Raw genomic sequence first — 25,153 nt, 5'->3', positions numbered from 1 at the left:
CGGGAGGGGGCGGACATGGCCAGTACGTGCGTCAGTACGTGAAGGACTCCGCGTGGATACGGGTCTCGGGCACGCCCGCCCTCACCAACGCCGACGTCGCCGCCTCCGTCATACCGGGCGGGCCGCACAAGTAGACGTCGTGGGAGGCGAGTTCGGGCACCAGCGCGCGCAGCGACTGCGGGGCGAGCGGGTCGAAGGACGTTCCGGAGGAGCCGAGCAGGTAGTGCAGGGACGCTCCCCGGCTGCCGGCTATGGAATCCAACTCCTCGCGCAGCACCAGCTGTTCGGTGCTGCTCGCGCGGTAGAGGAGCGTGATGTCCCCGGGGGCGCCGGGCAGCGTCTCGAACAGGGCCCGGAGTGGCGTGATGCCGACTCCCCCGGCCAGCAGCAGCACCTTGCGGCGGGTACGGCGGTGCGCCGTGAGCGCGCCGAACGGGCCCGTGGCCACCACCTGTACGCCCGGACGCAGCCGTCGTACGCGGCGCGTGTGGTCGCCGACCGCCTTCACCGTGATCCGGACGTGGTCGCCGTCGACCGGCGCCGACAGGGAGAAGGGGAGCGCCGTGTGCCACAGGCGCCGCGTCAGGAACCGCCAGCGGAAGAACTGGCCCGGTTCCGCGCACAGCTGCCCCAGGTCGGTGCCGCGCATCAGGACCGAGGCGACGCCGGGGCCCTCCTGCCGTACGTCGACGATCCGCAGCCGGTGCCGCAGCGCCTGCCGCACCGGCACGACGAGGCGGTACCAGACCAGCAGCACCGCGACGGTGGCGTGCAGCAGTGACCACAGGCCGAGGGCGGCGGGGTTCGACGCGATGTCCGGGCCGGAGAGCTGGTGCGCGAAGGCCAGCGCCGCGGCGACGTACGTCAGCAGGTGCAGCCCCCGCCACGCGCCGTGCCCGACCCGGCGGCGGACGGCGCGGGCACTGCTCACGCCGACCGCGGCGAACAGCGCGGTACCGGCCGCCGCCGCGGCGAGCGCCGGGTAGCCGAGCAACTCGGTGAGGGTGCCGACCAGGTCGGTTCCGGTGTGCGCCGCGTAGCCGCACAGGGCGAGCACGATGTGGGCGGCGCAGAGGGTGAGGACGTGGCGGCCGCCGCGTGCGTGGTGGCGGGCGAGGCGGTCGGCGCCGATGCCGTGCTCGACGGCGGGCACCCGGGCCATGAGGAAGAGCATGACCAGGATTCCGTACCCGGCGAGCAGGCCGGTGAGGTGGGCGCCGGTCGTGAACAGCGCGTCGATCCGTGCAGACGGGCGGATTTGCGCCATCCACAGGGCTGTCACGAGCAGCGCGCCCGCACGGATCCCGGCCCGCAGTTGGTACGGGGTGAGCCGGGCGGGCGCGGCTGGCCGCACACGGGGTGCCCTGCGGGGGCGCGGCGGGATCGGCGGTGCCTCGCGGCGCGGCTCGGTCTGTCTGCGGTAGGCCGACAGCGCGGGATGGCGGGGAAGTTCGGAGTCGGCGGCCTGGATCGTCACGCCCGCACACTAGGCTCCGCCGAGCCGCGATTTCGGCTGGTCAGGACCTCAGCGCCGATCCTTAAGGCCCCCTTGAGGACGGCCTGACCACGGATTAAGCCATCGCCTGGCCAGGGCTCGCCCAGGACGCTGTTGGCGAACCGGCTTCCCCTCCCGGGAGCACTACCCTCCCCCAGAAAAATGTCGCAGTGTTACGTATAACTGCGACACTTTTCCGAGCCCACACCTCCTCCGGGAGGCCTCGCCCGGATTCACCGGACACCCACCCGCCCCTCACACCGGCCCACCGCGCACGCTGAGCCCACCGTTCCTCACGGGAAATCATCGGGACGCCACCGGGAAACACCCGCCCCGCAGTCTGCGATGCATGACCGCACCGTACGAGCACGACGACGCCACGACCGGCCCCGGCCCCGGCCGCGTCGTCGTCATCGGTACCGGCCTCGCCGGCACCCGCGTCGCCCACCGCCTGGGCGAGCGTGCCACGCTGATCGGCGAGGAGACGCACGCCCCGTACAACCGCGTGCTGCTCGCCGAGGTGCTGGCCGGGACGTACCCCCCTGAGGTCATCGAGCTGCCCCGCGCCACCGGCCCGCACCTGCGCACCCGCGCCGTCCGGATCGACCGCGAGCGGCGGCTCGTGCAGTGCGAGAACGGGGACGAGCTCGGCTACGACACCCTCGTCCTCGCGACCGGCTCGAACCCCGTACTGCCGCCACTGCGCGGCCTGTTCGCGCCGGGCGCCACCGAACTGCCCGGTGGCGTCCACGCGTTCCGCACGATGGACGACTGCCTGGCGCTGACCGAGGCCGTCTCCCACAAAGCGGAAGGCACTCGCGCCGTCGTCATCGGCGGCGGCCTCCTCGGCGTCTCGGCGGCCCGCGCGCTCGCCCGGCGCGGCGCGCAGGTCGTCCTCACCCAGCAGTCCGAGCGGCTCATGGAGCGCCAGCTCGACCCGCGCTCCTCCGAACTCGTCCGCCGCCACCTCACCTCCCTCGGCGTGGAGATCCACACCGAGTGCCGGGTGCGCGGCGTCGGCGTCGTCGAAGGACACGTACGCCGCGTCGAACTGCACGACGGGTACGTACTGGGCACCGACGTCACCGTCCTCGCCTGCGGCGTCCGCCCGCGCGCCGGTCTCGCGCAGGCCGCCGGGCTCGACGTCCGCAAGGGGATCGTCGTCGACGACACGCTGCGCACCAGCGACCCGCACATCCGCGCGGTCGGCGACTGCGCCCAGCACGCCGGCACCGTCTACGGCCTCGCGACACCCGCCCTGGAACAGGCCGACGCGCTCGCCGACGTACTCACCGGCACGACAGGCGCCGCGTACACCGGCACCCGCACACTCACCCGGCTCACCCTCCCGCACGAGGCCGGGCCGCTGGACCTCGCCGCGTTCGGCGAGACCGAGGCGCTGCCCGGCGACGACGTCGTACAGCTCGCCGATGCCACCCGCGGCACGTACCGGAAGGTCGTCGTACGCGGCGACCGCCTGGTCGGCGGGGTGCTGGTCGGGGAACTGGCCACGGTCGGCGCCCTCGCGCACGCCTGGGAGTCCGACGAATCACTGCCCGCCGACGACGCTGTCGGCGCGCCTCTGCTGCACCTGCTCACCCACGACGGAGGCCTCTGACATGGCGACCATGGCGACCTCAATGCCCACCCTCGTACTCGTCGGCCACGGCATGGTCGGGCAGCGTTTCCTCGAAGCCGCCGCCGAGCGCGGGCTGACCGGGACGCACCGTGTGGTCGTCCTGTGCGAGGAGCCGCGTCCCGCCTACGACCGCGTGCACCTCACCTCGTACTTCTCGGGCACCACCCCCGAGGAACTCTCCATGACGGACCCGGAGTTCATCGAGAAGCACGGCATCGAGCTGTACGTCGGCAATCCCGCCGTGGTCGTCGACCGCGAGTCCCGCGTCGTGCACACACGCTCCGGACTCAAGGTCCCCTACGACACGCTGGTGCTGGCCACCGGCTCGTACCCGTTCGTCCCGCCGGTGCCCGGCAAGGACGCGACCGGCTGCTTCGTGTACCGGACGATCGAGGACCTGTACGCGATCGAGGAGTACGCCAAGAACAACGCGACGGTCGGCGCCGTCGTCGGCGGCGGGCTGCTCGGGCTTGAGGCCGCGGGCGCGCTCCAAGGGCTCGGACTCGCCACCCACATCGTCGAGTTCGCGCCGCGCCTCATGCCGGTGCAGGTCGACGAGGGGGGCGGCGCGGCCCTGCTGCGGACCATCTCCGACATGGGGCTCGACGTGCACACGGGCGTCGGCACCCAGGAGGTCGTCGCGGACGGCGACTCCGGAGCGGTGCGCGCCATGTTGCTGTCGGACGGCAGCGAACTCGCCACCGACCTCGTCGTCTTCTCCGCCGGTGTCCGCCCCCGCGACCAGCTCGCCCGCGACATGGGCCTCACGGTCGGCGAGCGCGGCGGCATCACCGTCGACGAGCGGTGCCGCACCAGCGACCCGGACGTATTCGCGATCGGCGAGTGCGCGCAGGCCTCGGACGGCCGGGTGTACGGGCTGGTGGCCCCCGGTTACGAGATGGCGCTCACGGTCGCCGAGACCATTGCCGATGCGTCGAAGGGCGCGTCCTTCATCGGCGCCGACCTGTCCACCAAGCTCAAGCTCCTCGGCGTCGACGTCGCCTCGTTCGGCGACGCGCACGGCGCCACCGACGGCTGCCTCGACGTCGTCTACTCGGACTCGCGCTCGGGCACGTACAAGAAGCTCGTGATCGGCGGCGAGGGCGAGCTGCTCGGCGGCATCCTCGTCGGCGACGCGGAGGCGTACGGGACGCTGCGCGCGCTCACCGGGACCGTGCCGCCGATCGCTCCCGAGCAGCTGGTCCTGCCGGCCGGTGCGGGCGCGCCCGCCCAGCTCGGCCCGGAGGCGCTGCCCGACGACGCCGTCATCTGCTCCTGCCACAACGTCACCAAGGGCGCGATCTGCGAGCACACGTCGCTGCCCGAGGTGAAGAAGGGCACCAAGGCCGGTACCGGCTGCGGGAGTTGCGTCAAGCTCATCGGCCAGCTGCTGCCGAAGTCCGGCGACGACGGGCTGTGCGGCTGCTTCAAGCACACGCGCTCGGAGCTGTACGAGATCGTGCGCGTCAAGCGGATCACGACGTACGCGCAGCTCCTCGACGAGCACGGCCGGGAGGGCGCGCGCGGCGGCGAGGGCTGCGAGATCTGCAAGCCGACGGTGGGCTCCATCATCGCCTCGCTCGCCCCGTCGATCGGCGCCGACGGCTACGTCCTGGAAGGTGAGCAGGCCGCGCTCCAGGACACCAACGACCACTTCCTCGCCAACCTCCAGAAGAACGGCTCGTACTCGGTCGTGCCCCGGATCCCCGGCGGCGAGATCACGCCCGAGAAGCTGATCGTGATCGGCGAGGTGGCGCGGGACTTCGGCCTCTACACGAAGATCACGGGCGGCCAGCGCATCGACCTGTTCGGCGCGCGGGTCGACCAACTGCCGACGATCTGGGCCCGGTTGGTGGACGCGGGCTTCGAGTCCGGGCACGCGTACGGCAAGTCGCTGCGCACCGTGAAGTCGTGCGTCGGGCAGACCTGGTGCCGTTACGGGGTGCAGGACTCGGTCCGGATGGCCATCGACCTGGAGCTGCGCTACCGGGGCCTGCGCTCGCCGCACAAGCTGAAGTCGGCCGTCTCCGGGTGCGCCCGGGAGTGCGCGGAGGCCCAGTCGAAGGACTTCGGCGTCATCGCCACCGCCAACGGCTGGAACCTGTACGTGGGCGGCAACGGCGGCATGACACCACGTCACGCCGACCTGCTGGCCCAGGACTTGAGCGACGCGGAGCTGGTCCGGCTCATCGACCGGTTCCTGATGTTCTACATCCGCACCGCCGACCGCCTGGAGCGCACCTCGGTCTGGCTGGACCGGATCGACGGCGGCCTCGACCACGTACGGGACGTCGTCGTGCACGACTCGCTCGGCATCTGCGACGAGCTGGAGGCGCTGATGCGTGAGCACGTCGCGCACTACCGCGACGAGTGGTCCGAGACCATCAACGACCCCGAACGCCTGTCCCGCTTCGTCTCCTTCGTCAACGCCCCCGACACCCCGGACCCGACGGTCCGCTTCATGCCCGAGCGCGACCAGATCAAGCCCGAGCTGCCGCTGATTCCCCTGGCCTCCATGGAAGGACTGGCTGTCCGATGACCATCGCCCCTGAAGTGACCACCCTCGTACAACTCGACGTGGACGGCGAGCTGTTGTCCGTGTGCGAACCGTCCCGCCTGAGCGCGGGCCGCGGTGTCGCCGTCCTGCTGCCCGACGGCCGGCAGGCCGCGGTCTTCATGGACCGCACGGGCCGCGTGTACGCGATCGACAACACCGACCCGTTCACGGGGGCGTCCGTGCTCTCGCGCGGGCTGCTGGGCTCGGCGGAGGGCCGGCCGTTCGTGGCCTCGCCCCTGCTGAAGCAGCGGTTCGACCTGGAGACCGGGCGCTGCCTGGACGACGACGGGGTCGCCGTCAGGACGTACGCGGCACGTTGAGACCGGCAGTGACATCAGTCACAGAGAAAACACAGGGATAGAGAGCAACTTTCACAATCCGTCCGTATTTCATCTCCAGTAAGCGCAGAACACCGCTCACACCCGGACAGAAAGCCACGCACGGGCGCCCTCGAACCGCCTTAGGATCTCGGCACCTCAGCGCTTACACGCGCCTTACTCCGATCCGAACAGAGGGCGTCCCGTGCAGATCCGTCAGATTCTCGCGACAGCCGCAGTCGCCGCCGTGACCGCTCCGGTGGCGCTGCTGTCCGTCTCTCCGGCGTACGCCGGGACCACGTCCACCGTGCAGAGCCAGGAGCAGTCCTCCATAGCCGAGCTCGAGCAGGCCGTGAAGGACGCGCAGAAGGCGTACGACGACGCCGTGGCCGCCAAGAAGGCACTGGTCGACGAGCTCGAGGCCACCAGCGAGCCGACGTTCCCGCTGCGCGTCACCGCCGTGGCCGCGGCGGAGGCCGCCAAGAAGGCCGGCGCCGACAAGACCTCCGCCGACCAGGCCGTCGCCGACGCGCAGAAGGTGCTGGACGCCGCCACCACCGACGAGGAGAAGGCCGCGGCCCAGCAGAAGCTGGACGAGGCCGAGACCGCCGCCACGGCCGCGGACGCCGCGAAGACGGCGGCCGACGCCAAGGCCAAGGAGACGCAGACCGCCCTCGACGACCACCGCGTCGGAATCGCGAAGAAGGTCTACAAGGTCGACCAGGACATCGACGCCGCGCTCGCCACGAAGAAGGCCGCCGAGAAGGCCCTCGCCGACGCGAAGGACGAGACGCCCGACCCCGACGAGCCGACGGACCCGCAGTGCACTGAGGGCACCGACCTCAAGGCCGCCCTCTCCGGCCTGCCCTCCAAGGTCGCCGCCGGCTCCTCGGTCGACTTCAAGCTGCGCCTGACCAACACCACCACGAAGACCCTCGACGAGGTGCTGCCCTTCGTGATGGTGCTCGCGGCCGACAAGTCCGGCGAGAAGGACATCAGCAGCAAGCTGCACCTCAGGTCCAAGCAGGACGGCAAGTGGAAGTCCGTCGAGGAGGGCGAGTACGCGGGCGAGTTCACCAACGTGAAGGCGGGCGCACACGTCGACCTGCCGCTGCGTCTGTCGATCGACCGCTCGGCCCCGGCCGGCCAGGGCGTCAGCTTCGTCGCCGGTGACTACTTCAACCAGGACGAGTCCTGCGGCGGCAGCGAACTCGCCGACTACTACTTCACGATCAACCCGGTCGGCGCCGGCAACTCCGGCACCCCCGCCGACAAGGGCAACAAGCCCAAGCCACAGGGCAGCGCCTCCCCGGTGGCGAACTCCGGCTCGGGCAACGGTTCCGCCGACACGGACGGCTCCCTCGCCACCACCGGCTCCTCCTCCGCCCTGCCGACGATCGGCCTCGCGGGTGGCGCCGCCGTCGTGCTCGGCGCCGGTGCGGTCTACGTGGTGCGCCGCCGCAAGGCCGACGCCAACAGCTGAGGCCCGCACCACCGATGGCCGACGGCGGACCCGCGCCCCTGCTGGAGGGGGCGCCGGTCCGCCGTCTTCATCGGCCCTGCCGACCGGTCGCCGTCACCGGTCGAGCACCTTGAAGTCCACGCCCGTCAGCTGCTCCGACGCGGCCCACAGCCGCTCCCCCGCCGCGTCGTTGACCGTCCACGACGCCCGCCAGGACGTGACGGGGGCGCCGCGCCACATCGCCACGCGCGGGCCGTAGAAGTCGTCGGGGCGCACATCCGGGGCCGTGGCCGCGCGCAGCGTCGGCAGTGCCCCGGCCGCGGCGGGCTGCCCGACGAACCGGTTGCCGACCGCGTAGAACCGCTCCATGCCCTTGCGGCCCTCCATCCGGGCGCTGCGCGCCTGTAGCTCCGTGGCCGCGTAGCCGGGATGCGCGGCGGCCGCCACCAAGCTCGAACCCGCCGCCCGCGCCCGCCGCGCCAGCTCGTGCACGAACAGCAGGTTGGCCGTCTTCGACCGCCCGTAGGCGACCCAACGCCTGTACTGCCTCTCGCTGTTGAGGTCGGCGATGTCGATGTTGGCCAGGGCGTGCAGCGCGCTGGAGACGGAGACGACGCGGGGCGCGGGCGCCGCGAGCAGCGCCGGCAGCAGCAGCCCGGTGAGCGCGAAGTGCCCCAGGTGGTTCACGCCGAACTGGGTCTCGAAGCCGTCGACGGTGCGGCCGTACGGGAGGGCCATCACGCCCGCGTTGTTGACCAGGAGGTCGAGCGGGCCGTCCTGGCGGGCCTCGGCGAAGGCCCGCACCGAGGCGAGATCACCGAGGTCGAGCGGCGCGAACTCGGCCTGGGCTCCCGGGACTTCGGACGTCAGGCGCTCCAGGGCCGCGGTGCCGCGCGACTCGCTGCGGCAGGCCAGGACCACGTGGGCGCCCGCGCGGGCCAGTTCGTGTGCGGTGACGTAGCCGATGCCGGTGTTGGCCCCGGTGACCACCGCCGTACGGCCGTGCTGGTCGGGAATGTCGGTCGCGCTCCAGCCGCTCATGGGTCGGCTCTCCTTCGGGGGGGGGGGACGTCGTCTGTGGGGGATGTGGGGATGTGGGAGTTACCGAAGGGTACGCACGCGCGGAAAAGGGCGGCACCCCCCGCACAGGGGTGCCGCCCTTTCCTGGATACGTAGACGTCGCTACGTGGATACCGGAGCCGTCGCGAATCGGTGAGGGTCGGGGACTCGCGACGGCCCCGGAGTTCAACCGCCGGTCAGCGGTGGTCGCTGCCCGCCGAAGTGGACGCCGCGCGGCCCGCCTCCAGGCGGGCGACCGGGATGCGGAACGGGGAGCAGGAGACGTAGTCGAGTCCGACCTCGTGGAAGAAGTGGACCGACTCCGGGTCGCCGCCGTGCTCGCCGCAGACGCCGAGCTTGAGGTCGGGCCGCGTGGCACGGCCCGCCTCGACGGCGGACTTCACGAGTGAGCCGACGCCGTCCCTGTCGATCGTCTCGAACGGCGACACCCCGAAGATGCCCTTCTCCAGGTACGCGGTGAAGAACGAGGCCTCCACGTCGTCGCGGGAGAAGCCCCAGACCGTCTGCGTGAGGTCGTTGGTGCCGAAGGAGAAGAACTGGGCCGCCTCGGCGATCTGCCCGGCCGTGAGGGCGGCGCGGGGCAGCTCGATCATGGTGCCGATGGCGAGCTTCAGCTTGACGCCGGTGGTGGCCTCGACCTCCGCGATGACCTGGTCGGCCTCCTCGCGGACGATCTCCAGCTCCTGGACGGTGCCGACGAGCGGGATCATGATCTCGGCGCGCGGGTCGCCCTTGGCGTTCTTGCGCTCCGCGGCGGCCTCGGCGATGGCGCGGACCTGCATGGTGAACAGGCCGGGGATGACGAGCCCCAGGCGTACGCCGCGCAGGCCCAGCATCGGGTTCTGCTCGTGCAGCCGGTGCACGGCCTGGAGGAGGCGCAGGTCGTTCTCGTTGTTGTCCTTGCGGGACTCGGCGAGCGCGACACGCACCGACAGCTCGGTGATGTCCGGGAGGAACTCGTGCAGCGGCGGGTCGAGCAGGCGGACGGTGACCGGGAGGCCGTCCATCGCCTCGAACAGCTCGACGAAGTCCTGCTTCTGGAGCGGCAGGAGCTGCTTCAAGGACTCCTCGCGCTCGCTGTCCGTGTCGGCCAGGATCAGCTTCTCGACCAGCTCGCGCCGGTCGCCGAGGAACATGTGCTCGGTGCGGCACAGGCCGATGCCCTGCGCGCCGAAGCGGCGGGCGCGCAGCGCGTCTTCCGCGTTGTCGGCGTTGGCGCGTACGCGCAGGCGGCGTACTCGGTCCGCGTAGGCCATGATCCGGTGCACGGCGCCCACGAGTTCGTCGGCGTCGTCGGCGCCGGCGTGCATCCGGCCCTCGAAGTACTCGACGACCGGGGACGGCACGACGGGCACCTCGCCGAGGTAGACCTTGCCGGTGGAGCCGTCGATGGAGACGACGTCGCCCTCCTCGACGACGGTCTCGCCGATGGTCATCCGGCGGCGCTTGGTGTCGACTTCGAGGTCCTCGGCGCCGCAGACACAGGTCTTGCCCATGCCGCGCGCGACAACGGCGGCGTGCGAGGTCTTGCCGCCGCGCGAGGTCAGGATGCCCTCGCAGGCGATCATGCCGTCGAGGTCGTCGGGGTTGGTCTCGCGGCGGATCAGGATGACCTTCTCGCCGGAGCGCGACCACTTGATGGCGGTGTACGAGTCGAAGACCGCCTTGCCGACCGCCGCGCCCGGAGAGGCGGCGATGCCGCGGCCGAGCAGGTCGACCTTCGCCTCGTCGTCGAAGCGCGGGAACATCAGCTGGGCGAGCTGCGCGCCGCTGACCCGCTGGAGGGCCTCGGCCTCGTCGATCAGACCCTGGTCGACGAGCTGCGTCGCGATCCGGAAGGCGGCACCGGCGGTGCGCTTACCGACGCGGGTCTGGAGCATCCACAACTGGCCGCGCTCGATGGTGAATTCGATGTCGCAGAGATCCTTGTAGTGGTTCTCCAGGGTCTCCATGATCTGCATGAGCTGGTCGTACGACTTCTTGTCGATCTGCTCCAGCTCGGCGAGCGCCACGGTGTTGCGGATACCCGCGACGACGTCCTCGCCCTGGGCGTTCTGCAGGTAGTCGCCGTAGACGCCCTGGTGGCCGGAGGCCGGGTCCCGGGTGAAGGCGACGCCCGTGCCGGAGTCGGGGCCGAGGTTGCCGAAGACCATCGAGCACACGTTGACGGCCGTGCCGAGGTCGCCGGGGATGCGCTCCTGGCGGCGGTACAGCTTGGCGCGGTCGGTGTTCCACGACTCGAACACGGCGTTTATGGCCAGGTCCATCTGCTCCCGCGGGTCCTGCGGGAAGTCGCGCCCTGCCTCGGTCTTGACGATCTTCTTGAAGCGCGTGACGAGCTTCTTGAGGTCGGCGGCGTCCAGGTCGGTGTCGACCGCGACCTTCTTCGCCTCCTTGGCCTTCTCGAGCGCGTCCTCGAAGAGCTCGCCGTCGACGTCCAGGACGGTCTTGCCGAACATCTGGATGAGGCGGCGGTACGAGTCCCAGGCGAAGCGGTCGTCGCCGGCCTGCTTGGCGAGACCCTGCACCGACTTGTCGGAGAGCCCAATGTTGAGGACGGTGTCCATCATGCCGGGCATGGAGAACTTCGCGCCCGAACGGACCGACACCAGAAGGGGGTTGTCGGGCTGGCCGAGCTTCTTCTCCATCTTCTTCTCGAGCGCGTCGAGGTGCTGGGAGACCTCGTCACGGAGTGCCACCGGCTCCTCGCCGCTGTCGAGGTAGACCTTGCAGGCCTCGGTGGTGATCGTGAAGCCCGGAGGAACGGGAAGGCCCAGGTTGGTCATCTCGGCGAGGTTCGCACCCTTGCCGCCGAGGAGGTCCTTGAGGTTCTTGTTCCCCTCGGTGAAGTCGTAAACGAACTTCGCTACCTGAGGATCTTTGTTTTCCGACACGGGTCTCGACTCCTCGAGGCTCGGGTGGCTGCCCTGACGGCGAGGAACATACCCAGATCCAAGGCTCATGGGTACGTCCACTCAGCTGTCATACGGGCGTAACCACCCGTCCGCCAGGAGATCGAAATCGCTGGACGGGAGTGGGCACCCCCACCGCTATCTTCACTACTTGAAGGCACTACCCCCGTAGACCCCGCTAATCGCTCAGATGAGCGCGTCATGCTCGTTTGTGCGTTCAGATCATAAATGATCGAGCGGTGGCACTGAGTGCCAGGGCTTGGAGAAGTGCAGACGAGCTTCAAGCGCTCGTTTGAGCGCAACCCCGATCAGAGGTGGCGAGAATCACGCCGAAGAAAACAACTCCCGGACGCCCCCGTTCCAGCATGCGGACGCCGGCCCGGTGGGGATCTTGTTTGTCCGGCGCGCGGCTGGACACCCGACCTGCGCACCGTCGAACCGAACGCAGGACGCTGTGACGGCACGGCGTCACCGCTTGATCAAGGCGAGCCCGACGGCGGTGTGGGAGGTCCTCGCCGACGGCGGCACGCTGCACAACGCGGGCATCGAGGTGCTGATCCAGCTGCGGCACCGGACGATGCCGGCCCGGCTGGCACGGCTGTGCGAGGAAGAGGCGGCGCGTCCAGGCGGTGCCGGCGGCGCCTGACACGGTCGTCGTCAGCCGCCGGACGTGTCCAGTTCCGCGTCCTCGGAGAGGCCCGCGCAGTCGTACGGGTCCTTCAGCCAGCCGTCCGGCAGGACCACCCGGCCGTTGCCCGACGTGCGGCCACGCGGGCCGTCGGCGCCCGCGGGCCACCCCTGGTCGAGGTCCAACTCATCGAGCCCGTACCGGAGTTCCTCCAGTGACGACGTGGTGGCGAGCCGCTTGCGCAGCTCACCCCCGACCGCGAAGCCCTTCAGGTACCAGGCCACGTGCTTGCGGAAGTCGATGACGCCGCGCGCCTCGTCGCCGATCCACTCACCGAGCAGCGCGGCATGCCGCACCATCGCGTCGGAGACGACCCGCAGCGTCGGCCGGACCCGCTCCTCGCGGCCCTCGAACGCTGCCACCAGGTCCGCGAACAGCCACGGGCGGCCGAGGCAGCCGCGCCCCACCACGACCCCGTCGACCCCGGTCTCGCGGACCATGCGCAGCGCGTCGTCCGCCGACCAGATGTCGCCGTTGCCGAGCACGGGGATCTCCGGGACGTGCTCCTTCAGGCGCGCGATCGCGTCCCAGTCCGCCGTGCCGCCGTAGTGCTCGGCCGCCGTACGACCGTGCAGCGCGATCGCCGTGACGCCCTCCTCGACCGCGATCCGGCCCGCGTCGAGGAACGTGATGTGGTCGTCGTCGATGCCCTTGCGCATCTTCATCGTGACCGGCAGGTCACCGGCGCCCGCCACCGCTTCCCTGAGGATCGCGCGCAGCAGCGGGCGCTTGTACGGGAGCGCCGAGCCGCCGCCCTTGCGGGTCACCTTCGGGACCGGGCAGCCGAAGTTCAGGTCGATGTGGTCGGCGAGGTCCTCCTCCGCGATCATGCGGACGGCCTTGCCGACGGTGGCCGGGTCGACCCCGTAGAGCTGGATGGACCTCGGCTTCTCACTCTCGTCGAAGTGAATGAGCTGCATGGTCTTCTCGTTGCGCTCGACCAGCGCCCGCGTCGTGATCATCTCGCTGACGAAGAGGCCCTTGCCACCGCTGAACTCCCTGCACAGTGTGCGGAACGGCGCGTTCGTGATCCCTGCCATGGGGGCGAGGACCACCGGCGGCTGCACGTGGTGGGGGCCAATGTTCAGAGCGGACATCGCAGGGCTCTCCGGGACGGACGACGGGGTGGGGGCAAGCATCCATTGTCCCTCACTCCCCGCTCAGCCCGTCACGGCCGTCAGAGCCGCCAGTTCCGCCAGGCGCCCACCGGTCTCCTCGTCAGCGGGAACGTACGCGACCAGGCGGTACGCGCTGCTCTCCGGCGAGAGCCACAGGTTGCGGTGCTCCAGGCGCAACAGGCCCACCTCGGGGTTCTGGTATCGCTTCACGTGCGGCACCATCGGCGCGACCTCGTGCCGCTCCCAGATCACGCGGAACTCCGCCGACACCTCCAGGAGGCGGGCCACCCGCGCCTTCCAGGCGGGTTCGGCGACGTGCTCGGCCATCGACGTGCGGTACTTGGCGGCCAGGTCGCGCAGCATCTCGTCACGGTCGAGGAGCTGCTCGCGCCACCGGTCGCTCATGGCGAGCAGCCACATGCAGTTGCGCTCGTCGGGAACGAGTTCGGCGGGGTCGCCGAAGACGTCGGCGTAGGGGCGGTTGGAGGCCAGCACGTCGTAGCGGGCGTTCTGCAGGGCCGCCGGGTAGGGCGCCAGGCTCTCCATGAGGCGCAGCCTCGTCGGCGTGACGGCCGGGCAGACGGTCTCCGCGTGCGGGTCGGTGGTGCCCGCGAGCGCGAAGGCGTGGGAGCGCTCGGTCGGGTCCATCTGGAGGGCGCGGGCGATCGCGTCGAGGACGCCGGGCGAGACGTTGATCGCGCGGCCCTGTTCCAGCCACGTGTACGACCTCCTCGCGGCGCAGGCCGGGGGTGCGGCGGCGCCGTTGGCGCTGCACGGTCGTGATTCCCTTCCGGCCGACCACTCCCACGCCTCGGGGCTCCGCCCCGGACCCCGCTGCTCAATCGCCGCAGGGGCTTGATAGATCAAGGCTCGCCGACGGTTGGTATTTCCAGCCCCGCCGGCGATTGAGGCGCGGGGTCCGGGGCGGGGCCCCGGTCTTCTGGGCCCACCTCGCCTGCTCGTCGCACAGCGGATCCCGCTACTGTCGAAAACATGCCCGATGCACGACAAAACCTGACCCACCGCAGGCGGATGCTCATCCTGGCGATCTGCTGCATGAGCCTGCTGATCGTCAGCCTCGACAACACCGTCCTGAACGTCGCCCTCCCCTCCATGGCGAAGGACTTCGACGCCACGCTCTCGGGCATGCAGTGGACGATCGACGCCTACACGCTGGTGCTGGCCGCGCTGCTGATGCTGGCCGGTTCGACGGCGGACCGGATCGGGCGGCAGAAGGTCTTCAAGGTCGGCCTCGTCATCTTCACGGCGGCGTCCGTGGCCTGCTCCCTCGCGCCGAACCTGGAGTCGCTGGTCGCGTTCCGGATGTTGCAGGCCGTCGGCGGCTCGATGCTCAACCCGGTCGCGATGTCGATCATCACGAACACGTTCACGGATCCGCGCGAGCGGGCCCGTGCCATCGGCGTGTGGGGCGGCGTCGTCGGCATCTCGATGGCGGCGGGCCCGCTGGTCGGCGGGGTGCTCGTGGACTCGATCGGCTGGCGGTCCATCTTCTGGATCAACCTGCCGGTCGGCCTCGCGGCGCTGCTGCTCACCATCCGCTACGTCCCCGAGTCCCGCGCCCCGAAGGCCCGCCGCCCCGACCCGGTCGGCCAGCTCCTGATCATCGCGCTGCTCGGCTCCCTCACGTACGCGATCATCGAGGCGCCCAACGCGGGCTGGACGTCCGTGCGGATCCTGATCTTCGCGGCGGTCGCCCTCGCCTCGCTCATCGGCCTCCTGCTCTACGAGCCGCGCCGCGAGGAACCCCTCATCGACCTGCGGTTCTTCCGTTCGGCGCCGTTCAGCGGCGCCACCGTGATCGCGATCTGCGGCTTCGCGGCGCTCGGCGGCTTCCTCTTCCTGTCGACGCTGTACCTCCAGGACGTACGCGGTTTGGACGCGCTGCACGCGGGCCTGTGGATGCTGCCGATGGCGGCGATGACGCTGGTGTGCGCCCCGCTCTCCGGCCGCCTGGTCGGCAACCGCGGCCCGCGGCTTCCCCTGCTCGTCGCGGGCGTGATGATGACGGCGAGCGGCGTCCTCTTCGCCGCGTTCGACGCGGAGACCTCGAACACGACGCTCTTCATCGGCTACGTCCTGTTCGGCATCGGCTTCGGCTTCGTGAACGCCCCGATCACCAACACGGCCGTCTCCGGAATGCCCCGCGCCCAGGCGGGCGTCGCCGCGGCGGTCGCCTCCACCAGCCGCCAGATCGGCCAGACCCTCGGCGTCGCGGTGATCGGCGCGGTGCTCGCCTCCGGCGTCGCGGGATCCTCGTACGCGAAGGCCTTCGTCGGCGCCAGCCGGACCTGCTGGTGGATCATCGCCGGGTGCGGTCTCGCGGTCCTGGTACTCGGCGCGCTGACCAGCGGCCACTGGGCACGGGAGACGGCGCGGCGGACCGCCGAGCGGCTCGAGGAGCCCGAGGACGCGGCGATCAGCCGGGCGGCCGCCGGGTCATGAGGCACTCATGAGACGTGGCCGAGCGCCAACTCCTGGAGCCGGTCGAGGCGTTCGCGGGTCGCGTCGTCCGCCGGGGTGTACGTCACCAGGCGCGCCCCGCAGTCCCGGCCCAGCCACAGGTCCGTGTGCACGACGGAGACCGGACCGACCTGCGCGTTGCGGAAGTGCTTCACCTTGCTGGGCACCGCCCGCGCCACCTCGTACCGGTCCCACATCTCGCGGAACTCGGCGGACTCCGCAGTCAGCCGCTTGAGGATCAACTTCCAGGCGGGCTCGCCGAGATGGTCCGCCATCGTCGCGCGGAACTTGGCGGTCATCATGGGCAGCACCTCGTCCAGGTACACGATCGAGGAGCGCCACTGTTCGTTCGTGAACGCCAGCAGCATGCAGTTGCGGTCCTCGACGGGAACGGCGTCCAGGTCGCAGAAGAGCGTCCCGTAGGTGCGGTTGTAGGCAAGGATGTCGTAGCGGCTGTTCTGCACACAGGCCGGGAACGGTTCCAACTGGACCATCATCCGGCGCAGTTCGGGCGTGAGCGTGGTGCAGCTCGCCGCCGGGGTCGGGTCGATCGCCCCGGCCAGGCCGAACAGGTGGGCGCGTTCGCTCCCGTCGAGCCGCAGCGTCCGGGCGAGCGCGTCGAGGACCTGCGCGGAGACCTGGATGTCGCGGGCCTGCTCCAGCCACGTGTACCAGGTGACACCGACCGCCGAGAGCTGCGCGACCTCCTCACGGCGCAGACCGGGGGTGCGGCGGCGCCGGCCGCGCGGAAGCCCCACTTCCTCGGGCGTGATCCGCTCGCGCCTGCTGCGCAGGAAGGCCCCCAGCTCGTGCCGCCTGATGTCAGCCGAACCGCTGTCCCGTCGGATGCCGGCCGGAGCACTGTCCCGCACATCCGGTACACCCCGTGTCATCGTGGCCATTCACCCAGGATGGACCCGCCCGGAGCCTGTTTCCAGGTGGCGCTGCTACCAGGATAAGAACACTCTGGTACCCGTCTCGGAACCGGCGGACGCTCGACGGCATGACGACCCACACCCAGAGCCGGCCGGCGCACACCGGCGACCGGACCCCGCCGGCACTCGGCGGCCTCGGCCTGCTCACCGTGCTGCTCGGCGCGGCCCTGCCTCTGATCGACTTCTTCATCGTCAACGTCGCCCTGCCCACCATCGGCCGCGATCTGCACGCGAGCGAACCCGTCCTCGAACTCGTCGTGGCCGGCTACGGGATCACGTACGCGGTCCTGCTCGTCCTCGGTGGCAGGCTCGGCGACCTCCTCGGGCGCCGCCGCCTGTTCGTCCTCGGCACGGCCGCCTTCGGACTGACCTCGCTGGCCTGCGGACTGGCGCCGACGGCGTGGGCCCTGGTCGCCGCCCGGATCGCGCAGGGCGCCGCGTCCGCGCTGATGCTGCCGCAGGTCCTCGCCACGATCCAGGCCACGACGAGCGGCCCGCACCGGGCGCGCGCCATGAGCAAGTACGGTGCCACGGCCGGGCTTTCGATGGTCGCGGGCCAGGTGCTCGGCGGCCTGCTCGTCTCGGCCGACCTGCTCGGCACGGGCTGGCGCTCGGTGTTCCTGGTGAACGTGCCGGTGGTCGTCCTGGCCCTGGTGCTCACCGCCCGTACGGTCCCGGAGACCCGCTCGCCGCACCCCGAACCCGTCGACGTGCCCGGCACCGTGCTGCTCGCGGCCGCCCTGATCGCACTGCTCGCCCCGCTGACCGAGGGCCGGGCGGCGGGCTGGCCGCTGTGGACCTGGGCGTGCCTCGCGGCGTTCCCGTTCCTCGCGTACGCCTTCTACGCGGTGGAGCGCGCGGCCGACCGTGCGGGCCGCACCCCTCTCGTACCGCCGTCGCTTCTCCAACTGGCGTCGCTGCGACGCGGGTTGGTGATGGTCGTGCCCTTCTCCGTCGGCTTCAGCGGCTTCATGTTCGTGATCGCGGTGGCGCTCCAGCGCGGCGAGGGCCTCGGCGCGACGGAGGCCGGGCTGACGATCGCGCCGATGGCGGCGGTCTTCTTCGTGACCTCGCTCGCGGGGCCGCGCCTGGTGGCCCGCTGGGGCGCGCGGGTCGTCACGGTGGGCGGACTGCTGCAGGCGGCCGGGGTGGCGCTGATCGCGCTCGCCGCGTGGCGCGCCTGGCCCGACCTCGGGATCCTGGAGATGCTGCCGGGCGCGGTGCTCGCCGGGGCGGGCCAGGCCCTCCAGCTCCCGATCATCTTCCGGATCATCCTCTCGGAGGTTCCCGCGGCGAGGGCGGGTGTCGGCGGCGGCGTGATGACGACGACACAGCAGGCGGCGCTCGCCCTGGGCGTGGCCACGCTGGGCTCGCTCTTCCTCTCCCTGGCCCCGAGCATGGGCACGCGCGACGCCCTGGTGCTGACCCTGCTGGTCCAGCTCGCGACGGTGGCACTGACGGTGGGGCTGAGCCTGCGGCTGCCGCGGCGGATCGCGTGAGAGCCACCACTGCCACATGACAACTGACAGATATTGAAATCTGTCAGTTGTCATGTGATGCTGGAGTCATCCACTCGAAGGAGCCACTGATGACCACCGCCCTCCCCACCCGCACCCTCGGCACCACCGGCCCCCGCACCGCCGCCCTCGGCCTCGGCTGCATGGGGATGTCCGCGCTGTACGGCGAGGCCGACCGCGCCGAGTCCATCGCCACGGTGCACGCCGCGCTCGACGCCGGGGTCACGCTCCTCGACACCGGCGACTTCTACGCGATGGGCCACAACGAGATGCTGCTCGGCGAGGCCCTGCGCACCGCCCCCGCCGCGGCCCGCGAGAACGCGCTGACCAGCGTGAAGTTCGGCGCCCTGCGCGGCCCGGACGGCGCGTGGAACAGCTATGACGCCCGCCCCGAGGCCGTGAAGAACTTCGCCGCGTACTCGCTGCAGCGCCTCGGCGTCGACCACATCGACATCTACCGGCCCGCCCGCCTCGACCCCGAGGTGCCGATCGAGGAGACGGTCGGCGCCATCGCCGAGCTCGTCGAGCAGGGCTACGTACGCCACATCGGCCTGTCCGAGGTCGGCGCGGACACCATCCGCCGGGCGGCGGCGACGGCCTCGATCTCGGACCTCCAGATCGAGTACTCGCTCATCTCGCGCGGCATCGAGGACTCGATCCTGACCGCCACCCGCGAGCTGGGCATCGGCATCACCGCGTACGGCGTGCTCTCGCGCGGCCTGATCTCCGGCCACTTCACGCGCGACCGCGAGCTCGGCGCGGGCGACTTCCGTGCCTTCAGCCCGCGCTTCCAGGGCGAGAACCTCCAGCACAACCTGGACCTCGTCGACCGGCTCCGCAAGATCGCCGAGCAGAAGGGCGCGAGCGTCGCGCAGATCGCGATCGCGTGGGTGACCGCGCGCGGCGAGGACATCGTGCCGCTGATCGGCGCCCGCACCCGCGAGCGCCTCACCGAGGCCCTGGGCTCGCTCGACGTCACCCTGGACGCCGCCGACCTCGCCGCCATCGAGGAGGCCGTGCCCGCCGACGCCGCGGCCGGCGACCGTTACCCGGCGTCCCAGATGGCACACCTCGACAGCGAGCGCTGATCAGCGCCGGGTAACTTCATAGCCATGGCCCCCGAGACCCTGACCCCCGAGCGCATCCTCGCCGCGACCGAGGACGTGCTGCGCCGACACGGCCCCGCGAAGGCGACGGTCGTCGACGTGGCCCGCGCGCTCGGGGTCAGCCACGGCTCGGTGTACCGGCACTTCCGTACGAAGGCGGAGCTGCGGGACGCGGTCACCAAGCGCTGGCTGGACCGGACGACGGGCGTGCTCGCCGAGGTCGTCGCGGGCGACGAGGCCCCCGCCGCCAAGCTGCGAAGCTGGCTCTCGGCCCTCTTCGAGGCCAAGCGCCACAAGGCGGGTGACGACCCGGAGCTGTTCGCCACGTACTCGGTGCTCACCGAGGGGCAGGGCGGCGTGGTCGACGCACACATCGCCGAACTCACGGGCCAGTTGACGGACATCGTCCAACAGGGCGTGGACAGCGGCGAGTTCGAGTCGCCGGACGTCTCCGCCACGGCCCGCGCCGTCTTCGAGGCGACCGCCCACTTCCACGACCCGGCGTACGCGGCGACGTGGTCGCGCGAGGACGCGCAGCCGGCGTTCGCCGCGCTGCTCTCCCTCATCCTGCGCGGCCTCGAAACCCGCTGACCCGTAAGGCCGTTAGATCTCTTCCGGGGCGGCCGGGTCCACGGTCGCCTGATGGGCCTCCCCCAGATGTTCCTCGGCCTTGAGCCACGGCAGGAACTGCGCGGCCTGCTCCCACCCGCACGTCTCGCACGTCAACTGCCGCCGCACACCAGCCTTTTCAACCCGCACGACGTGGTTCCGCCCGTGCTGATCCCACCGACTGACCTTGCTGCTCGTCATATGAGGCATGCCGGCCAGTGTGCCGCACCACCGAACTCTTCAAGCCCCTGCGGCGATTGAGCAGGCTTTTCAAGCGCAACGCCGCCGGGGCCCGCCCCACCGCCACAGCGATGGAACGGACCCCGGCGAACAGAACCCGCAGCTCTACGTCAGCAACCGACCAGCCGACTGGCCAGGTACCCCTCGATCTGGTCGAGCGACACCCGCTCCTGCTTCATGGTGTCGCGCTCGCGCACGGTCACCGCGTTGTCGTCGAGCGTGTCGAAGTCGACCGTGACGCAGAACGGCGTACCGATCTCGTCCTGGCGACGGTAACGACGGCCGATGGCGCCCGCGTCGTCGAAGTCGATGTTCCAGTTCTGCCGCAGCGCCTGCGCGAGCCCCTTCGCCTTCGGCGACAGCTCCGGGTTGCGCGACAGCGGAAGCACCGCGACCTTCACCGGAGCGAGCCGGTGGTCGAAGCGCATGACGGTGCGCTTCTCCATCTTGCCCTTGGCGTTGGGCGCCTCGTCCTCGACGTACGCGTCCATCATGAACGCGAGCATGGCGCGGCCGAGACCGGCCGCGGGCTCGATGACGTACGGCGTGTAGCGCTCGCCCTTCTCCTGGTCGAAGTAGGAGAGGTCCTGGCCGGAGGCCTTGGAGTGCGCCGACAGGTCGTAGTCCGTGCGGTTGGCGACGCCCTCGAGCTCGCCCCACTCGTTGCCGCCGAAGCTGAACCGGTACTCGATGTCAGCGGTGCGCTTCGAGTAGTGGGAGAGCTTCTCCTTCGGGTGCTCGAACCAGCGCATGTTCTCCTCGCGCATGCCGAGGCCCGTGTACCAGTTCCAGCGCTGCTCCATCCAGTACTCCTGCCACGCCTCGTCCTCGCCGGGCTTGACGAAGAATTCCATCTCCATCTGCTCGAACTCACGGGTGCGGAAGATGAAGTTGCCGGGCGTGATCTCGTTACGGAACGACTTGCCCGTCTGCGCGATGCCGAACGGCGGCTTGCGGCGCGAAGTCGTCTGCACCTGGCTGAAGTTGGTGAAGATGCCCTGCGCGGTCTCGGGGCGCAGGTAGGCGACCGAGCCGCTGTCCTGCGTCGGGCCGAGGTGCGTGGAGAGCAGGCCGGAGAACTGCTTGGGCTCGGTGAACGTGCCCTTGTTGCCGCAGTTGGGGCAGCTGAGGTCGGCGAGGCCGTTCTCGGGGAGCCGGCCCTTCTTCGCCTCGAACGCCTCCTCCAGGTGGTCCGCGCGGAACCGCTTGTGACAGGAGGTGCACTCGGTGAGCGGGTCGGTGAACGTGGCGACGTGGCCGGAGGCCTGCCAGACCTCGGTCGCCAGGATCACGGACGAGTCGATACCGACGACGTCCTCGCGCGAGGTGACCATGTAGCGCCACCACTGACGCTTGAGGTTCTCCTTCAGCTCGACGCCCAGCGGCCCGTAGTCCCAGGCGGCGCGCTGACCACCGTAGATCTCGCTGCAGGGATAGACGAAGCCACGGCGCTTGCTGAGGCTGACGATGGTTTCGATCTTGTCGGCGGCCACGGTGCTCTCTTCATTACGACGACGGTGAGCGCGCTGGATACGCGCTCCGGGAGCGAATGCTTCAGGTTACCGGCGGGCCTACCCCCCGAACCAAATCGGTTCGCGGGACCGAGCATGACGAAGGCCGTGACGAAGGCCTCGACGGACGCCTTGTTGACAACGGTTTCCAGTTTTGTTGAAAATGACTGTCATGAACGTACGCATCCCCCGCCGCTCCCGCCGCCTGATACCCGTCGCCGCCGTCACCGCCCTCGGTCTCGGCGCCCTGACCGCTTGCGGCAGCTCCGCCGCGCAGGACAAGGGGAGCGACGGCAGGCTGAGCGTCGTCGCGTCGTTCTATCCGATGCAGTACCTCGCCGAGAAGATCGGCGGCGACCACGTCGACGTCACGAACCTGACCGAGCCCGGCCAGGAGCCGCACGACCTGGAGGTCAGCGCCAAGCAGCGCGCCCAGCTCGAGGAGTCCGACGTCGCGGTCCACCTGAAGGGTCTCCAGCCCTCCGTGGACGAGGCCATCGACCAGTCGGACATCAAGACGAAGATCGACGCCGGCACCCTGACCTCCCTCGAGAAGCACGGCACCGAGGTCGACGGTCACGACCACGGGCACGCCGAGCACACCCACGACGAGGAAGCCGCCGACCCGCACATCTGGCTCGACCCGGTGAAGTACGCCGAGGTCGCCGAGGGCGTCGGCAAGGCCCTGGAGAAGGCCGACCCGGACCACGCCGCCGACTACAAGAAGAACACCAAGGCCCTGGTCGGCGAGCTGGACGAGCTCAACACCAAGTTCGAAAAGGGCCTCAAGAACACCAAGTCCTCGACGTTCATCACCACGCACGCCGCCTTCGGCTACCTCGCCGAGCGCTACGGCCTCACCGAGGAGGCCATCAACGGTCTGGACCCGGAGAGCGAGCCCAGCGCGGCCCGCGTCAAGGCGCTCCAGAAGATGGCCAAGGACGACGGCGTCTCCACGGTCTTCTACGAGACGCTCGTCAGCGACAAGACGGCCAAGACCCTCGCGAACGACGCGAAGCTCAAGACCGATGTGCTCGACCCGATCGAGGGCATCACGAAGAAGTCCAAGGGCGACGACTACGTCTCGGTCATGGAGTCGAACCTGGCCGCACTCCAGAAGGCGCTGGGCACCAAGTGACCCCGGAGGAGGGCGACATGGGCGACACGGGCGATCGGGAAGCCGTCATCTCGCTGAGCAACGTGACGGCCGAGCTCGGCGGGCGCCCCGTGCTGCGCGGCATCGGCCTCACCGTGCACCGCGGCGAGGTCGTCGCCCTGCTCGGGGCGAACGGGTCGGGCAAGTCCACCGCCGTCCGCAGCGTCATCGGGCAGGTCCCGACCACCGGCGGCGGCATCGAGATCTTCGGCACGCCGCGGCGGCGCTTCAAGGACTGGGCGCGCGTGGGCTACGTACCGCAGCGCACGACGGCCGCGGGCGGCGTGCCCGCGACGGTGTCCGAGGTCGTCTCCTCGGGCCGCCTCTCGCGCGCCAGGTTCGGCATCCTGCGCAAGGCCGACCGGGACGCGGTGACCCGTGCCCTGGAACTCGTCGGGATGGCGGACCGCGCGAAGGACTCCGTGGACGCGCTCTCCGGCGGCCAGCACCAGCGCGTGCTCATCGCGCGCGCCCTGGCCTCCGAGCCCGAGCTGCTGATCATGGACGAGCCGATGGCGGGCGTCGACCTGGCGAGCCAGGAGATCCTCGCGGCGACGCTGCGCACGCAGGTCGCGGCCGGCTCCTCCGTCCTCCTCGTACTCCACGAACTCGGCCCGCTGGAACCGCTGATCGACCGCGCGGTCGTGCTGCGCGACGGCTGCGTGCTGCACGACGGCCCGCCCCCGAAGGCCGTCGGCCAGCACGCGCTGCCCGGCCACGACCACATCCACCCGCACACCCACGCGGGCGCCGAACCGATCCGCACAGGACTGCTGAGCTGACTGCCATGGAACTTCTCTCGTACGACTTCATGCAGCGGGCGCTGCTGGCCGCCGTCCTCGTCGGCATCACGGCCCCGGCCGTCGGCATCTACCTCGTGCAGCGCCGCCAGGCCCTGATGGGCGACGGCATCGGCCACGTCGCGATGACGGGCGTCGGCCTCGGCTTCCTGCTCTCGACGTCCCCGGTGTGGATGGCGACGCTGGTCTCGGTCCTGGGCGCCGTGATCATGGAACTGATCCGCTGGTACGGGAAGACGCGCGGCGACATCGCGCTCGCGATGCTCTTCTACGGGGGTATGGCGGGCGGCGTCATGTTCATCAACCTGGCGCCCGGCGGCTCCAACGCCAACCTGAACTCGTACCTCTTCGGCTCGCTCTCGACGGTGTCGCAGAGCGACGTCCTCGCCATCTGCCTGCTCGCGGCCTTCGTGGTGGTCGTGACGGTCGGCCTGCGCAAGCAGCTGTTCGCGGTGAGCCAGGACGAGGAGTTCGCGCGGGTCACGGGCCTGCCGGTGCGCTTCCTTAACCTCCTGATCGCGGTCACGGCGGCGGTCACGGTGACGGTCGCGATGCGCGTCGTCGGCCTGCTCCTGGTCTCCGCGCTGATGGTGGTGCCGGTGGCCGCCGCCCAGCAGCTGACCCGCAGTTTCAAGGCGACGTTCGTGCTCTCGGTGGCGCTCGGCGTCGCGGTGACACTCGGCGGCACCGCGACCTCGTACTACCAGGACGTGCCGCCCGGAGCGACGATCGTGCTCCTGGCCATCGCGGCCTTCATCGTCCTCGCACTGCTCGCGAAGCCGCTCGCCCGGCGCAGGGCCCGAGCCGTCCCGGCGGCGCCCTCCGAGTGCCCGATCCCGGAGCAGGCGGCGACTCCTTCGCTTCACGGATGACCCGCGCACAGCGCCGCCTGGCACAATGGCGGCGATACGTACGTGCAGGGATGTGAGGAGGAACCCGTGGCAGCCCCAGTTCGAGGCAGGTCGACCCGCCAGCGTGCGGCCGTGGCGACGGCGCTCGACGAGGTGGACGAGTTCCGCAGCGCCCAGGAGCTGCACGATGTCCTCAAGCACAAGGGTGACTCGGTCGGGCTGACCACGGTCTACCGGACGCTTCAGTCCCTCGCCGACGCGGGCGAGGTCGACGTCCTGCGCACCGCGGAGGGCGAGGCGGTCTACCGCCGCTGCTCCACGGGTGACCATCATCACCACCTGGTCTGCCGCGTCTGCGGCAAGGCGGTGGAGGTCGAGGGCCCCGCGGTCGAGAAGTGGGCCGAGTCGATCGCCTCCGAACACGGATACGTCAACGTGGCCCACACGGTCGAGATCTTCGGCACGTGCGCGGAGTGCGCAGCTTCCTAGGCCCGGTTCGGCCAAATCAAGCCCCTGCGGCGATTGAGCAGCGGGGTCCGGGGCAGAGCCCCGAGGCGTCAACCACGCGGAGCCGTGGGGGGGGGGGGGGGGGCCCCCCCCCCCCCCCCCCCCCCGCGGGGGGGTGTGGGATGCGCCCCCCGGCGGGGTCGCCCCCCCCCCCCCCCCCCCCCCCCCCCCG

Annotated in this window: 21 protein-coding genes; 13 read left to right on the top strand and 8 right to left on the bottom strand. The window is 70.7% G+C overall.

Annotated elements, in window-relative coordinates; genetic code table 11:
• Positions 1–31: 31 nt before the first annotated feature.
• The gene (locus ABT004_RS08115) at positions 32–1,477 is read right to left on the bottom strand and encodes a ferredoxin reductase family protein (protein ID WP_351332662.1); all 1,446 of its coding nucleotides are present in this window, start codon (positions 1,475–1,477) and stop codon (positions 32–34) included.
• 367 nt (positions 1,478–1,844) lie between these two features.
• Here ABT004_RS08115 and ABT004_RS08110 point away from each other — a divergent pair, with 367 nt between their 5' ends.
• The 4 genes from ABT004_RS08110 to ABT004_RS08095 all read left to right on the top strand — a co-directional run bounded on the left by ABT004_RS08110 (position 1,845) and on the right by ABT004_RS08095 (position 7,491).
• On the top strand, positions 1,845–3,113 hold the full coding sequence (locus tag ABT004_RS08110) for an NAD(P)/FAD-dependent oxidoreductase (RefSeq protein ID WP_351332659.1): 1,269 nt from the start codon (positions 1,845–1,847) through the stop codon (positions 3,111–3,113).
• Between the two features lies 1 nt (position 3,114).
• On the top strand, positions 3,115–5,673 hold the full coding sequence (nirB, locus tag ABT004_RS08105; protein ID WP_351332656.1) for a nitrite reductase large subunit NirB: 2,559 nt from the start codon (positions 3,115–3,117) through the stop codon (positions 5,671–5,673).
• A complete protein-coding gene (nirD, locus tag ABT004_RS08100; RefSeq protein WP_351332653.1) occupies positions 5,670–6,011 on the top strand; it encodes a nitrite reductase small subunit NirD in 342 nt (113 codons plus the stop codon). The genes nirB and nirD overlap by 4 nt, the downstream gene beginning before the upstream one ends.
• A 202-nt stretch (positions 6,012–6,213) precedes the next feature.
• Positions 6,214–7,491: a peptidase gene (locus ABT004_RS08095; RefSeq protein WP_351332650.1), complete on the top strand. Its 1,278-nt coding sequence runs from the start codon at positions 6,214–6,216 to the stop codon at positions 7,489–7,491.
• A 93-nt stretch (positions 7,492–7,584) separates the two neighbouring features.
• On the opposite strand, the gene ABT004_RS08090 is transcribed toward ABT004_RS08095, so the two are convergent.
• Both ABT004_RS08090 and ppdK read right to left on the bottom strand, forming a co-directional pair.
• A complete protein-coding gene (locus ABT004_RS08090) occupies positions 7,585–8,511 on the bottom strand; it encodes an oxidoreductase (RefSeq protein WP_351332647.1) in 927 nt (308 codons plus the stop codon).
• 215 nt (positions 8,512–8,726) lie between these two features.
• The gene (ppdK, locus tag ABT004_RS08085; RefSeq protein WP_351332644.1) at positions 8,727–11,444 is read right to left on the bottom strand and encodes a pyruvate, phosphate dikinase; all 2,718 of its coding nucleotides are present in this window, start codon (positions 11,442–11,444) and stop codon (positions 8,727–8,729) included.
• Between the two features lie 472 nt (positions 11,445–11,916).
• Between ppdK and ABT004_RS08080 the strand changes: the two genes are divergently transcribed.
• The gene (locus tag ABT004_RS08080; protein ID WP_451191266.1) at positions 11,917–12,108 is read left to right on the top strand and encodes a hypothetical protein; all 192 of its coding nucleotides are present in this window, start codon (positions 11,917–11,919) and stop codon (positions 12,106–12,108) included.
• Between the two features lie 11 nt (positions 12,109–12,119).
• Here ABT004_RS08080 and dusB read toward each other — a convergent pair whose 3' ends face one another.
• Together dusB and ABT004_RS08070 are read right to left on the bottom strand one after the other, a co-directional pair.
• Positions 12,120–13,247, bottom strand: a complete 1,128-nt coding sequence (gene dusB / locus ABT004_RS08075) for a tRNA dihydrouridine synthase DusB (protein WP_351332641.1) — start codon at positions 13,245–13,247, stop codon at positions 12,120–12,122.
• Between the two features lie 63 nt (positions 13,248–13,310).
• Positions 13,311–14,135, bottom strand: a complete 825-nt coding sequence (locus ABT004_RS08070; RefSeq protein ID WP_351332638.1) for a helix-turn-helix transcriptional regulator — start codon at positions 14,133–14,135, stop codon at positions 13,311–13,313.
• Positions 14,136–14,261: 126 nt separating this feature from the next.
• Here ABT004_RS08070 and ABT004_RS08065 point away from each other — a divergent pair, with 126 nt between their 5' ends.
• The gene (locus ABT004_RS08065) at positions 14,262–15,731 is read left to right on the top strand and encodes an MFS transporter (RefSeq protein ID WP_351332636.1); all 1,470 of its coding nucleotides are present in this window, start codon (positions 14,262–14,264) and stop codon (positions 15,729–15,731) included.
• Positions 15,732–15,736: 5 nt separating this feature from the next.
• Here the strand turns inward: ABT004_RS08065 and ABT004_RS08060 are convergent, their stop codons facing one another.
• The gene (locus ABT004_RS08060) at positions 15,737–16,651 is read right to left on the bottom strand and encodes a helix-turn-helix transcriptional regulator (protein ID WP_351332633.1); all 915 of its coding nucleotides are present in this window, start codon (positions 16,649–16,651) and stop codon (positions 15,737–15,739) included.
• A 101-nt stretch (positions 16,652–16,752) separates the two neighbouring features.
• Here ABT004_RS08060 and ABT004_RS08055 point away from each other — a divergent pair, with 101 nt between their 5' ends.
• The 3 genes from ABT004_RS08055 (at position 16,753) to ABT004_RS08045 (ending at position 19,898) form a co-directional block, all read left to right on the top strand.
• A complete protein-coding gene (locus ABT004_RS08055; protein ID WP_351332631.1) occupies positions 16,753–18,183 on the top strand; it encodes an MFS transporter in 1,431 nt (476 codons plus the stop codon).
• An 89-nt stretch (positions 18,184–18,272) separates the two neighbouring features.
• Positions 18,273–19,289 (top strand): aldo/keto reductase, encoded by a 1,017-nt coding sequence (locus ABT004_RS08050; RefSeq protein WP_351332629.1) that lies wholly within the window; start codon positions 18,273–18,275, stop codon positions 19,287–19,289.
• Between the two features lie 24 nt (positions 19,290–19,313).
• The gene (locus ABT004_RS08045; RefSeq protein WP_351332626.1) at positions 19,314–19,898 is read left to right on the top strand and encodes a TetR/AcrR family transcriptional regulator; all 585 of its coding nucleotides are present in this window, start codon (positions 19,314–19,316) and stop codon (positions 19,896–19,898) included.
• Positions 19,899–19,910: 12 nt separating this feature from the next.
• On the opposite strand, the gene ABT004_RS08040 is transcribed toward ABT004_RS08045, so the two are convergent.
• Complete coding sequence (locus tag ABT004_RS08040; RefSeq protein WP_351332624.1) at positions 19,911–20,126, bottom strand: hypothetical protein; 216 nt, start codon at positions 20,124–20,126, stop codon at positions 19,911–19,913.
• Between the two features lie 140 nt (positions 20,127–20,266).
• Positions 20,267–21,649 carry a glycine--tRNA ligase gene (locus tag ABT004_RS08035; protein WP_351332621.1) on the bottom strand — a complete coding sequence of 461 codons (1,383 nt, stop codon included), beginning with the start codon at positions 21,647–21,649 and terminating at the stop codon, positions 20,267–20,269.
• 190 nt (positions 21,650–21,839) lie between these two features.
• On the opposite strand from ABT004_RS08035, the gene ABT004_RS08030 reads away from it, so the two are divergent.
• The 4 genes from ABT004_RS08030 (at position 21,840) to ABT004_RS08015 (ending at position 24,963) form a co-directional block, all read left to right on the top strand.
• Entirely contained in the window at positions 21,840–22,805 is a 966-nt protein-coding gene (locus tag ABT004_RS08030) for a metal ABC transporter substrate-binding protein (RefSeq protein ID WP_351332619.1), read from the top strand.
• Between the two features lie 17 nt (positions 22,806–22,822).
• A complete protein-coding gene (locus ABT004_RS08025; RefSeq protein WP_351332616.1) occupies positions 22,823–23,605 on the top strand; it encodes a metal ABC transporter ATP-binding protein in 783 nt (260 codons plus the stop codon).
• Positions 23,606–23,610: 5 nt separating this feature from the next.
• Complete coding sequence (locus ABT004_RS08020; protein ID WP_351332613.1) at positions 23,611–24,495, top strand: metal ABC transporter permease; 885 nt, start codon at positions 23,611–23,613, stop codon at positions 24,493–24,495.
• A 66-nt stretch (positions 24,496–24,561) separates the two neighbouring features.
• Positions 24,562–24,963, top strand: coding sequence for a Fur family transcriptional regulator (locus tag ABT004_RS08015; protein ID WP_351332611.1), 402 nt, complete (start codon positions 24,562–24,564; stop codon positions 24,961–24,963).
• The last annotated feature ends 190 nt before the right edge of the window (positions 24,964–25,153 follow it).

The sequence above is a fragment of the Streptomyces sp. NPDC002790 genome (assembly GCF_040295505.1).
Lineage (GTDB): Bacteria > Actinomycetota > Actinomycetes > Streptomycetales > Streptomycetaceae > Streptomyces.
Note: the sequence above shows the minus strand (reverse complement) of the source record. Positions and strands in the feature narration are given on the sequence as shown.